The sequence below is a fragment of the Carnobacterium gallinarum DSM 4847 genome (genome assembly GCF_000744375.1).
GTDB lineage: Bacteria > Bacillota > Bacilli > Lactobacillales > Carnobacteriaceae > Carnobacterium > Carnobacterium gallinarum.
The window spans coordinates 11,756-24,084 of the sequence record NZ_JQLU01000004.1 but is presented as its reverse complement, the minus strand read 5'-3'; the positions used below and the strand labels follow the sequence as shown (position 1 = coordinate 24,084).

Below are 12,329 nucleotides of genomic sequence, written 5' to 3'. Positions count from 1 at the left end.
TTTGTTAAACATTTATTTTGTTTAGAAGTTGTATACTTCTTTAACTTTAGCTTCAATATCTGCTGCATTTGGTAACCAAATGTTTTCTGCTTGACCGAATGGGAAAACAGTATCCGGTGCTGCAACACGACCAATTGGCGCTTCTAACGAAAGAATTGCACGCTCTGAAATTTCAGACATAACCATTGCACCAACACCAGCTTGACGTTGAGCTTCTTGAACAACTACAACACGACCAGTTTTTTCAACTGAAGCAATAATTGTTTCAATATCTAATGGAGAAACCGTTCTAAGATCGACAACTTCAACTGAAATGCCTTCTTTTTCAAGTTTTTCAGCTGTTTTAAGAGCTTCGCGAACCATCGCACCATAGGTAATAACTGAAACGTCAGTACCTTCTTTAGAAATAGCTGCTTTACCTAGAGGAACTGTGTAAGCTTCATCTGGAACTTCGTCACGGAAAGAACGATATAATTTCATATGTTCTAAGAACACAACTGGATCATTGTCACGAATTGACGAAATTAAAAGTCCTTTTGCATCATATGGGTTACTTGGAATGACAATCTTAATACCAGGTGATTGAGCAATTAACCCTTCTAAATTATCTGAGTGAAGCTCTGGAGTATGAACTCCTCCACCAAATGGCGCACGGAATGTAATCGGCAAGTTACGAGTACCACTCATACGGTAACGAGTACGCGCTGCTTGACCTACGATTGAATCCATTACTTCAAATACAAATCCAAAGAATTGGATTTCTGGAACTGGACGGAAACCTTCTAATGCCAATCCAATTGCTAACCCACCAATTCCTGATTCAGCAAGAGGTGTATCAAATACGCGGTCTACGCCATATTTTTCTTGTAAGCCTTCAGTTGCACGGAATACTCCACCGTTATTCCCAACGTCTTCACCGAAAATCAAGACGTTTTCATCTTTACCAAGTTCAAGTGCAAGCGCATCGGTAATCGCTTGGATCATTGTTTTTTGTGCCATGATTATTTCGTCTCCTTCGCTTCAAAAATCGCAATTTGCTCTTTAAGTGTTTGGTTTGGTTCTTCAAACATATTTTTTAAGAAGTCTGATACTTTTTGTTTTGGTTCTTGGTCAGCTTCTTTGATAGCTTCTTTAATTTCTTCTTTCGTTGCTTCAATTACTTCGTTTTCTTTTTCTTCAGACCAAAGTCCTTTTTCAACTAAGAATTTACGCATACGAGTTAATGGATCACGTTTTTCCCAAATGTCATCCGTTTCTTTTGTACGGTAACGAGTTGGATCATCACCAGAAAGTGTATGTGGACCATAACGATACGTTAATGTTTCGATTAATGTTGGTCCTTTTCCAGCAATTGCACGGTCTCTAGCTTCTTTAGTTACTGCGTATACTGCTAATGGATCCATACCATCAACTTGGATTCCTGGGATTCCTGCTGCAACTGCTTTTTGAGCTAAAGTTTTCGCTTTAGTTTGTACTTCACGAGGTGTTGAAATCGCGTAACCATTATTTTGAATAATGAAGATTGCAGGTGCATCATAAGAACCAGCAAAGTTCATACCTTCATAGAAATCTCCTTGAGATGAACCACCATCACCTGTATAAGTTAAAACAACATTTTTCTTACCACGTTTTTTCATACCTAATGCTACACCCGCAGCTTGAACGATTTGTGCACCAATAATGATTTGTGGTGGTAAAGCGTTTAAGTTGTCAGCATATTTATTTCCGCCTGCATGTCCACGAGACCATAAGAAAGCTTCTTTTAATGGTAAACCATGTTGTACTAATTGAGGAACATCACGATATCCTGGTAATAAAAAGTCTTCTTTCTCCATTGCGAAGTGACTTGCTAATTGACTTGCTTCTTGTCCAGCTGTTGGAGCGAAGAAACCAAGACGTCCTTGACGGTTAAGTGCTGTTGAACGTTGATCCAACACGCGTGACCAAACCATTTTAGACATTAATTCTACTAGCTCTTCATCAGATAAATCAGGCATTAAGTCAGGATTTACAACTTTACCGTCCTCATCTAAAATTTGGATTGTTGGAAAATCAGCGTTTACGCTGTCCAGCAATGCATCGAAATCGATAGGTTTATTCTTTTTTGTCGCCATTTTTTACCCATTCCTCTCTCTTTTACCATCTATTTTTTGTTTTTGTGTAAAATGCTGTTTTATACAGAGCACTAAAACTGTATTAGTGTGTTCTCTTTACTCTTTTAATTTAACACGCTTTCATGTTAGATGCAAGTCTTCTAGTTTCTTTTTTTTAGGCAATATCGTTCGAACATGATAATGTCTTAATGTAATCGAAGCACAAAATGTCCCTTCGTGATAAAATCAAACCATGAAAAGGATAATACTAACAATGAATGAAGATAAGAAATATAACGTAATAAAAGCTGTCACAGAAAAAAGAAAAGATAAGAAGAGAGCTTGTGTTGAACTAGATCTCTCGATCAGACAAGTCAATCGATTAATCCAAAAATATCAAGAAGGAGGAAAGGCTGTTTTTTCACACGGCAATAGAGGAAAAAAACAGATGCATGCCGTACCGGAGGATGTAAAAAAACAAATCATTGGGCTTTATCAACAGTTTAATATAAAACCGAATGTGAAGCACTTTACTGAAATATTAAAGGAGGATTATGCGATCTGTTACACCGATACAACGATTCGAAATATTTTATACCTAGCGAATATTATCTCACCTAAAACACAAAGAAAGACACGAAAAAAAATAAAAGCTCGAATCAAAGCACAATCAATGAAAGCAAAGACAAAGCTTGATAATCCACTGCTTCCAAGAGCCGAAGATCAACTGGCTTCACCCGAAAAAATCCATCCTAGCCGCTCTAGGAAAAAATACCAAGGAGAGCTGATTCAAATGGATGCCAGTTCATACAATTGGTTCGGGAACGACGTCACCCATCTTCACTTAGCGATTGATGACGCTTCTGGGGATATCGTTGGTGGGTATTTCGACACGCAAGAAACGCTCAATGGCTATTATCATGTGCTCCATCAGATCCTCCGTAACCGAGGGATTCCTTTAGCTTTTTTAACCGATAAACGAACCGTTTTTGACTATCAATCCAAAACCAAGAAAGTCGTTGAGGAAGATACCTTCACGCAATTTGGTTTTGCCTGCCATCAACTCGGTATTGACATTCGTACCTCCTCTATTCCACAAGCGAAAGGCCGTGTAGAACGATTAAACGGCACGGTTCAATCACGACTTCCTGTAGATTTAGAATTAGCAGGGATCCAATCTATTGTGGAAGCCAATCATTTTTTAACAAAATGGATTCAATCATTTAACAGGAAGTTTGGTAATAAGACGAAGGAATCAATCTATGAGAAGGCACCTACGAAATCAGAGATGAATTTATTATTAGCACGAGTCGCAAATAGAAAAATCGATAGTGGGCATCACATTCGGTATCAAAATAACTACTATTTACCGACGGAGGGTAGCGAAGATCAGTACTTTACACGCGGATCAAAAGCCCTCGTTATCGAATCCTTTAACGGCGAAATCTATGTAAATATCGCTGAAAAAATATACACAACAAGGAGACTGAAAGAACATGACGACTATTCAACAGAGTTTGACCCGATTCCAGAGCAAAAAAAAGAAAGACGCCAGTATATTCCCCCACAATCTCACCCGTGGAAACTAGAGTCTTTCAAAAGATATCTTCGCAGCATCGGAAAAACACTCGAAGAATACGAAGCTGAACGAGCAGCTTAACACTCATTTTACCAAATACGGTCACATTAATGCAAGTTTTTACGAAGGAAAAGCTTGCATTAATGTGAGCTTAAGGTTTAGGACATTTTACCTTTCGCTTGACAGTCTTCTAGTTTCTTTTTTTTAGGCAAAAAAGATTAAAAACCCTTTGAGAGCTTAAAAAACAGAAAGACCTTGTCAGGATAGTGAATACTTTCACTTGTTTAATTTTATAGAATGATAATGAAAAAAAGCAAAGGAAAAAAAACAAGAATTTTATAAAAAAGCGTTGATTCAACATCGAACTGTTATACTCGTACTAAAAAACTGTATTATTTTTTTGTGTAATAAGTAACACAGAACAATCATTATATTTTTTTCACAATGTTTTTTAATTAAATTAATTTTTTCTCATAATTCATTTTTTTAAAAATTTTTAACACTTTTTTTACTCTGATTGCTCCTTTTCAAACAAGATTGTTTTTCTTAACTGAATTAAATTAACTGTATTTATCTTCTGTTTTTGAAAATTCCTTCTATTATATAGTAAAAATCCATAAAAAAATAACCCTTTGATTAATCAAGAATAATCAAAGGGTTTCTCTTATTAAAGCCATTCTTTATTGATTTTAATATAGATTGTTTTAACTAATTGTACTGTTAAAATGTACACTAGAACTATTCCAATCATCCATGGCCAGTAAGTGTTTGGTAATGCCACTAAATCAACCATTCCTCCCAAAATACTACTTGGGAATAAAACAGCAATTCCAATCACAACAACTGTTGACAATGTAACCACTAAGCTTGCACGACTTTGGATAAACGGAATTTTTTGTGTCCGAATAATGTGAACGACAACAGTTTGTGTAATCAAACCAATGACAAACCAGCCAGAATGGAACAATCCTGAACTTTGAATCGTATTTGCTTGAAAAACAAACCACATTAACAAGAAAGTTAAAATATCAAAGATTAAACTAATTGGTCCAATACTTAAAGTAAATTTCATTAGATTACTTGTTGTCCATTTAGAAGGCAAACGCAATTCTTCTTCATCCACTCTATCCCATGGAATCGTCAACTGTGCAACATCATAGATTAGATTTTGCACAAGTAATTGAATTGAAAGCATTGGTAAAAATGGTAGAAAGGCGCTTGCTACTAGTACACTAAAAACATTCCCAAAGTTAGAACTAATCGTCATTTTGATATATTTCATCATATTACTAAATACAGTACGGCCTTCCAAAATACCATCTTCTAAGACAGTTAAACTCTTTTCTAATAAAATAATGGAACTTGCTTCTTTCGTAATATCTGCTGCTGTATCAACTGAAATACCTACATCTGCTTTACGTAATGCTGGAGCATCATTAATTCCATCTCCCATAAAACCAACGGTATGTCCTTTTTCTTGTAATAAAGAAATGATTCGAGCTTTTTGAAGTGGGTTTAATTTAGCAAACAAATTAGATCTTTCTGTAGCAGCCATTAATTCTGTATCACTCATTTGCTCCACCTGAGTTCCCAATAAAACCTCACCAACATCAATCCCAACGTCACGACAAACTTTCATTGACACAACTTCATTGTCACCTGTTAAAACTTTAACCGTTACACCATGATTGTGAAGTGATTGAATTGCTGGAATTGAAGAAGCTTTGGCTGGATCTAAGAATCCCATGAAACCAACTAGAATCATCTCTTTTTCATCTTCAACAGAATAAGTTGCCGTTGTATGGACATCCTTTTTATAAGCAACTGCCAGTACACGCATACCCTCTTTATTCATTTTCACACTAACATCTAGCATTTTTTGTTCAAGTTCTGGTGTTAGCGGAATAACTTCATCACCTAATTCAACAAATTGACAAATCTTCATCATTTCTTCAACGGCACCTTTGGTCACCATTAATTGATGTCCACGATTGTTCACCGCTACAGTTAAACGACGTCTTGAAAAGTCAAAAGGAATCTCGTCAATTTTTTCAACATCACCAATGATGATTTGTTCTTTATTTTCATCAAAATATTGAATGACTGCATGGTCCATTAAATTTTTCCAACCTGTTTGATAATTAGAATTTAGATAAGCCAACTCTAAAACACGTTGACATTCATCTCCAATTGGATTGACATGTCGAACTAGGACAACTTTGTCTTCTGTAATTGTCCCCGTTTTATCTGTACATAAAATATCCATTGCTCCTAAATTTTGAATCGCATTTAATTCCTTTACAATTACTTTCTTTTTAGACATTGTAATGGCACCTTTAGCTAGATTGCTTGTAATAATCATTGGCAACATTTCTGGTGTCAAACCTACTGCAACCGCAATTGAGAAAAAGAAAGCCTGACTCCAATCACCTTTTGTCAATCCATTAATTAGGAAAACAATTGGTACCATCACTAGCATAAATCGAATCAACAACTTGCTAATATCTTTCACACCACGATCGAAGCTTGTCTCACCCCGTTTTTCTGAAACATTTGAGGCAACATCACCAAAGAACGTTTCTTTCCCAGTTTTCAAAATAACAATCCGGCCTTGACCACTTAACACATCGGTTCCCATAAATGCAAGATTTGACAAATCCAAAGCTGTTTCATTCTCATCATTAATCTGTTTTTCAACTCGAACAAATTTTTCTACAGGCATTGATTCACCTGTTAATGAAGATTGATTAACAAACAAATCTTTAGTCCAAATCAAACGTGCATCTGCTGGTATCATATCGCCAGTTGAAAGAACTACGATATCTCCTGGAACTACTTCATCAATTGGAATTTCACGAGTTAATCCATCTCGAGTTACTGCACACGTAGTTTCAATTAATTCTTTTAATGCTAAACTAGCTTTTTGTGAGCGAAATTCTTGTACAAAACGAATTCCAGCACTAAACAGGATCATCATTCCCATTACAATACTTGCTTCAATATCATTTGTAGCTGCTGAAACGACCAACAAGAGCATCAATACATACACAAAGGGATCTTTAAAAGAGTCTATTAATAAAATATACCAAGGCGTAGGCTTTTGCGAAGCCACAATATTGGGTCCCACTGTTTCCAAACGCTCTTTTGCCTCAACTTCACTAATACCTGCTAAACTTGTTTTTAAACTAGTTAAAACTTCCTCTTCATTTAAATAGCCTAATTTTTTTAATTCTGCATCTTTTGATTTTTTTTCTGTCTTAATTTGATTTCTTCTAACATTCATCATTTTCTTTTCCTCACTTTCTAGCAAGAAAAGAGAAACGTTACTACTATAATCACTCTATTTTAGACAAGTGAGCATCGGTAAGTCGGCTTAACTTTTCTTGCAGCATCTGACTTCCAGGATCGCTACTGTCTTTCGTTGCTTTTCTTTCCATAACACTCACCTCTCTTTTTTATACTAAATTTATCTATCTAATAAACAGGTCAACTTACGACCAGTAATACACAACTTAAAAAAAACTCCCTCGTTTTAGCACTTCTTATTGGTTGATTTGGTTGATGAATCCGTCTTTAAATCATTCATCGGTTAATTAGCATACAAAAAAAGCATACTCTCTATTCAACGATCAGAAAGTATGCTAAAAAGTTCAGAATAAATAAACTAGTTCACATTGTACTACCAACTTATAACAAAATAAGGGTAATAAGCTATTCTCCATCGTCGAGCTTTAGCACTATATGGCGTAGATTTTGTTCAAATCAGCTACGTTAAAAATGGCCTTAATCCGACCAAACTTGTTGACCCATTGGCATCTCTCGATATTTTTGGGCAGCAGCATTTTTCCATATAGGAGCCTCACCTAACAGAAGCGTGTATTCAATTCTTTTACATCCCTAATTTACCTCAAACAAGATTTTAAGTCAACCCTAAAAAATAAATAAATAAAAAATCTAACTTTTATTTATTGATAAAATAACAAATACACTCAATTTATTATCTATAAGCTTCAGAAACTTTAACTAAAAAAACCATCTTTTTATCTTCAATAACAAAAAAAGAATAGAGCTGAAATCAGCTCTATTCCATCAATTTTCTATTTTATAACACACCTTGAGATAGCATTGCTTCAGAAACTTTTAAGAAACCAGCAATATTGGCACCAGTAACAAAGTCACCTTCTGCGCCATATTCTTTCGCAACATCACGACATTGTACATAAATATCCGTCATAATATCTTTCAAACGACTATCTACTTCTTCAAACGTCCAACTTAAACGAATGCTGTTTTGGCTCATTTCTAATGCTGAAACCGCAACACCACCTGCATTTGCTGCTTTTGCAGGTCCATATAAGACTTTGTTCGTTTGATAAACTTTAATTGCGTCTAAATCACTTGGCATATTTGCCCCCTCAGCGACTGCATAAACTCCTTGTTTAACTAATTTTTCAGCTGTTGCTCCTGAAATTTCATTTTGAGTTGCTGATGGTAATGCAATTTGAAATTCCTCTTCAAGTTCCCAAACACTACCTTCAACATATGTTGCTGTTGGATGTTCAGTAACATATTCAGAAATACGTTTACGCTCAACTTCTTTTAGACGTTTCACTGTGTCCACTTTAATTCCATCTAGATCTAAAATATAACCATTTGAATCTGAACATGCAATGACTGTTCCACCTAATTGATGTACTTTTTCAATTGCATAGATAGCTACATTCCCACTACCTGAAACAACTACTTTTTCACCGGCAAATGATTTACCCGCATCTTTTAACATTTCATCTGTAAAATACACTAAACCATACCCAGTTGCTTCTGTCCTTGCTAAACTACCACCCATCGGAATCGGTTTTCCAGTTAAGACACCTGCTCCAAATCCATTAAGCTTTTTATATTGGCCAAATAAATAACCAATTTCGCGTCCACCAACACCAATATCTCCCGCAGGAACATCAACATCTGGACCAATATATTTTTGTAATTCTGTCATAAAACTTTGGCAAAAACGCATCACTTCAAAATCAGATTTTCCTTTTGGATTAAAATCACTTCCACCTTTACCGCCACCAATTGGGAGACCTGTTAAGCTGTTTTTAAAAATTTGTTCAAAACCTAAGAACTTCACAATACTTTGATTAACACTTGGGTGGAAACGCAAGCCACCTTTATATGGTCCAATTGCTGAACTAAATTGCACACGGAAAGCGCGATTCACTTGAACATTCCCTTGATCATCTGTCCAAGGTACTCTAAACTGAAAAATACGTTCAGGTTCAACAATTCGTTCTAAAATATTTTCTTCAATCAACTTGGGATGACGAGCTATAACTGGTTCAATAGTGTCAAAAAATTCTTTCACTGCTTGTAGAAATTCCACCTGATTTGGATCACGTTGTTCCACCTTTTTGTACACTTTTGCGATATAATCTGTTGCATTTTCCATTATGCCACCCCTAAAAAATTATTTTTATTGCTTTATTGCCTTTATAAAAAAACAGGACTAGATAAATTAAATAGTCTGAATTTTCATTATTATCTCATAAATTTTTAATAATTAAAAGTCAAAATTATAAAAAATGTGACATATTTTTTAAAGTCGTGCAATTTTTTAAAAATACTGGTAGAATAAATTGAATCCTATTATAGGAATAATAGCTTTATTTAATTACTAAATACTGGAGTGAATAATAAAATGATTACTATGGAAGATATCATCCGGGAAGGTCACCCAACATTAAGAGAAACTGCTAAAAATGTTGCCTTTCCTTTAACAAATGACGAAGAACAACTTTGCAAAGATATGATGGAATTTTTAAAAAACAGCCAAGATCCTGAATTAGCTGAAAAATATAACTTGCGTGGTGGTGTTGGATTAGCGGCTTCACAACTAAATATTCCAAAACGGATTATCGCTGTCCACATTCCAGGAACTGTAGAAAATCCAGAACCCGCGTTAAGTACAATTATGATTAATCCTAAAGTTGTCAGCCATTCCATTCAAGATTCTTGTTTGGCAGAAGGTGAAGGTTGCTTATCTGTCGACCGTGAAGTTCCTGGTTATGTTGTTCGTCACACACGAATTACAGTACAATATGCTGATTCAAATGGTACACAACATAAAATTCGTTTAAAAAATTATGCTGCTATTGTGGTTCAACATGAAATCGATCATACAAATGGTGTCATGTTCTATGATCATATTAACCAAGAGGATCCTTACAAGATTTCTCAAGACGTAACATTAATTTCTTAAAATAAAACTGCGGTTCAAAAGGTATCTAGCTTTTTGGACCACAGTTTTTTTGTTACCTACTTTTGCAAGACCTTCTATTTGACAATATTTCAATCTGAATGGTACCTTAATCTTAGATTTATCATAGAGGAGGATTTTTTGATGACAGCCAAAGCAACTAGTATTTTTGTAAACTTACCCGTAGAAGATTTAGATCGCTCTGTTGCCTTTTTTACTAAACTCGGATTTACCTTTAATCCACAATTCACTGATGAAAATGCAACATGCATGGTGATTAGTGAAACCATCTATGTCATGTTGCTTGTTAAACCGTTCTTTAAATCATTTATCAAAAAAGAAATTGCTGATGCTGAAAAAACAGCCGAAGTGATTGTAGCATTATCTGTTGATAGTCGTAACGAAGTTGACGAACTCGTTGACCAAGCTATGTCAGCTGGCGCTCTGTTTTATAACGATCCTACAGACATGGGATTTATGTACTCTCGTAGTTTTCAAGATTTAGATAATCATCTTTGGGAAGTCGTTTATATGGACCCCACTTCTGTTCAATAAATTAAAACACAAAGTATCTTTGATTCATTTCAAAGGTATTTTTTTTATGTAGCTCATCAGCAATAACTTACTGATAAGCAATTTTGTTTTCTAATAGGTTAAAGTTTGCCCTGGCTGAATTAGATCCGTCGTTAAATTATTTAACTGTTTTAATTCTATATATCGACTTCCAGTTCCGTATACTTTTTCAGCGATTCCCCATAAACTATCTCCTTTTTCAATACGATATACTTTTCTATTTGTTTCACTTACAACTCGAATATCTTGTTCTAAAACCCATGAATTTATCTCTGATAACAAATAACGATAAGTTGAATTAGACTGTTTTTTATATTGAATTTCTATAACACTATATGTTGGTGCTTTAACCCAATCAGGAATGCGTTCACCTGTACTATATGCCGTTGCAAAAGATTCAATCTTGACTTTTGAACCAATTGGAATATTTCCAGTTGGTTTTTCAAGATTATTGTTTGCTGATGGTTGAGCACCAGTAAACCACGCTAATTTTTTGACTCCAAGCAACCGATTCAAATCTAAGTCACCTCCATATCCAGACAATCGACCTGTAGACGTATATTGATGTAGATCTGTTAGAAAATCCGGTTGACTATTTGGTTTCCCATCGTTACTGCCATAGTGTGGAATCCAAACACCATCCACTTCCATTAAATTCAAATTAAAACGTTTATACAAATGATGGGCAATATAAACACCTACACGTTGAGCGCCTAAAGATTTTAATTTACGCAAATAAGCACTGCAGCCTGTTCGCATGTCTGCCATAGATTCCTCTTCTACATCCAACCACCAAAAAGATGGATTGAATTCTTTTGCACGATTGTAAAAATCTGTAGCTTCTTGTTCCATATCAGTTATATTAACTCCGCGAATCCAAGCATACACAGCAACCGGCACACCACGTTTTTTAAATTCTTGACTATGTGTTTTATAATGTTTATCTACATAATTACTACCATACTGCACTCGAATAATAACTAGTTCTACTTGCGAAGCCAGCTGGTCGTAGTTGATTGATGAAGGTACTTGCCATTCTGAAATATCAAGAATTGTTTTACTCATTTTCATCATCCTTTCCATTCATTTGCTCATTAAAAATGCCTAAATATTTTTTGATAAACCCTAATTTTATCCCTAATCCTGCAAAATTTTCTAAAATACTACTAATCTCGTATAGGGTTAGAAAACCTGTTGCCCATAGTGCAATATTGATTGGAATCACAATACCAAAAAAAGGACCGATATTGTCTAAAATTGCTGCAGCGATAATGGCAAAAATCGTTGTTAACTTAGTTAAAATTCCCCAAAGATTAATTGCTGAATGCCAATTATGTGACTTCAGCGCCACAACATATCCTGTCATTAAATCAATAAATACAGCTAATAGATAAACTCCCATTATTGGAAGACTCCCTCCAAATAAAAATATACCGACACTTTTAAAAAATTCTATTACCATTTACTTCCCATCCCTTTCTTTATAAAAAGCTGTTAAACCAAGAAATGAATTCTTGGTTTAACAAAACCAACCTACTACTTAAACTAAATACATAACACTTGAGAAAGAAAAAGTAGAACTACCAAAGTCATTAGAGATAATATAAACTACTCCATCTGTGTTTATTTGAATTTGTTCTACACTATCCTCACTATGACCGTTTGCGCTATCTGTACTGTACATTTACTTTATTTTTCACCCCTATTGTCATTTCAAATTCACTCCAAATACATCAAGTGTCAGAATTTAAAACCATATAAAAATCTCTATCACTGCCAAAATCTATTGCAGTTTAACTGTATTTGTATCAAGTCTTATAAATTATTT

The 12,329-nt window shown here is 34.9% G+C and carries 9 protein-coding genes and 1 riboswitch; of the genes, 3 read left to right on the top strand and 6 right to left on the bottom strand.

Annotated elements, in window-relative coordinates:
• Positions 1-21: 21 nt before the first annotated feature.
• Positions 22-999: an alpha-ketoacid dehydrogenase subunit beta gene (locus BR43_RS02875; RefSeq protein ID WP_034559307.1), complete on the bottom strand. Its 978-nt coding sequence runs from the start codon at positions 997-999 to the stop codon at positions 22-24.
• A gap of 2 nt (positions 1,000-1,001) precedes the next feature.
• Entirely contained in the window at positions 1,002-2,114 is a 1,113-nt protein-coding gene (pdhA, locus tag BR43_RS02870) for a pyruvate dehydrogenase (acetyl-transferring) E1 component subunit alpha (protein WP_034559305.1), read from the bottom strand.
• Between the two features lie 253 nt (positions 2,115-2,367).
• Between pdhA and BR43_RS02865 the strand changes: the two genes are divergently transcribed.
• Complete coding sequence (locus BR43_RS02865) at positions 2,368-3,753, top strand: ISNCY family transposase (protein ID WP_034558391.1); 1,386 nt, start codon at positions 2,368-2,370, stop codon at positions 3,751-3,753.
• Between the two features lie 586 nt (positions 3,754-4,339).
• Here the strand turns inward: BR43_RS02865 and mgtA are convergent.
• Both mgtA and gdhA read right to left on the bottom strand, forming a co-directional pair.
• Positions 4,340-6,958: a magnesium-translocating P-type ATPase gene (mgtA, locus tag BR43_RS02860; protein ID WP_034559303.1), complete on the bottom strand. Its 2,619-nt coding sequence runs from the start codon at positions 6,956-6,958 to the stop codon at positions 4,340-4,342.
• Between the two features lie 422 nt (positions 6,959-7,380).
• Positions 7,381-7,550, bottom strand: a riboswitch (M-box (ykoK) riboswitch).
• Between the two features lie 224 nt (positions 7,551-7,774).
• Positions 7,775-9,121, bottom strand: coding sequence for an NADP-specific glutamate dehydrogenase (gdhA, locus tag BR43_RS02855; protein WP_034559301.1), 1,347 nt, complete (start codon positions 9,119-9,121; stop codon positions 7,775-7,777).
• A gap of 249 nt (positions 9,122-9,370) precedes the next feature.
• Here gdhA and def point away from each other — a divergent pair, with 249 nt between their 5' ends.
• Both def and BR43_RS02845 read left to right on the top strand, forming a co-directional pair.
• On the top strand, positions 9,371-9,931 hold the full coding sequence (gene def / locus BR43_RS02850; protein WP_034559299.1) for a peptide deformylase: 561 nt from the start codon (positions 9,371-9,373) through the stop codon (positions 9,929-9,931).
• Between the two features lie 141 nt (positions 9,932-10,072).
• Complete coding sequence (locus tag BR43_RS02845) at positions 10,073-10,483, top strand: VOC family protein (protein WP_034559297.1); 411 nt, start codon at positions 10,073-10,075, stop codon at positions 10,481-10,483.
• A gap of 90 nt (positions 10,484-10,573) precedes the next feature.
• Here the strand turns inward: BR43_RS02845 and BR43_RS02840 are convergent, their stop codons facing one another.
• Both BR43_RS02840 and BR43_RS02835 read right to left on the bottom strand, forming a co-directional pair.
• Positions 10,574-11,566 carry a GH25 family lysozyme gene (locus BR43_RS02840; RefSeq protein WP_034559295.1) on the bottom strand — a complete coding sequence of 331 codons (993 nt, stop codon included), beginning with the start codon at positions 11,564-11,566 and terminating at the stop codon, positions 10,574-10,576.
• Entirely contained in the window at positions 11,559-11,963 is a 405-nt protein-coding gene (locus BR43_RS02835; RefSeq protein WP_034559287.1) for a phage holin family protein, read from the bottom strand. Before BR43_RS02835 ends, BR43_RS02840 begins: the two co-directional genes overlap by 8 nt.
• Positions 11,964-12,329: the final 366 nt, after the last annotated feature.

What these genes read in the sequence shown, in the direction of transcription:
- BR43_RS02875 (WP_034559307.1), bottom strand. Translation starts at nt 999, where the DNA reads ATGGCACAAAAAACAATGATCCAAGCGATTACCGATGCGCTTGCACTT.
- BR43_RS02845 (WP_034559297.1), top strand. Translation starts at nt 10,073, where the DNA reads ATGACAGCCAAAGCAACTAGTATTTTTGTAAACTTACCCGTAGAAGAT.
- BR43_RS02840 (WP_034559295.1), bottom strand. Translation starts at nt 11,566, where the DNA reads ATGAGTAAAACAATTCTTGATATTTCAGAATGGCAAGTACCTTCATCA.
- gdhA (WP_034559301.1), bottom strand. Translation starts at nt 9,121, where the DNA reads ATGGAAAATGCAACAGATTATATCGCAAAAGTGTACAAAAAGGTGGAA.
- BR43_RS02835 (WP_034559287.1), bottom strand. Translation starts at nt 11,963, where the DNA reads ATGGTAATAGAATTTTTTAAAAGTGTCGGTATATTTTTATTTGGAGGG.
- pdhA (WP_034559305.1), bottom strand. Translation starts at nt 2,114, where the DNA reads ATGGCGACAAAAAAGAATAAACCTATCGATTTCGATGCATTGCTGGAC.
- mgtA (WP_034559303.1), bottom strand. Translation starts at nt 6,958, where the DNA reads ATGATGAATGTTAGAAGAAATCAAATTAAGACAGAAAAAAAATCAAAA.
- def (WP_034559299.1), top strand. Translation starts at nt 9,371, where the DNA reads ATGATTACTATGGAAGATATCATCCGGGAAGGTCACCCAACATTAAGA.
- BR43_RS02865 (WP_034558391.1), top strand. Translation starts at nt 2,368, where the DNA reads ATGAATGAAGATAAGAAATATAACGTAATAAAAGCTGTCACAGAAAAA.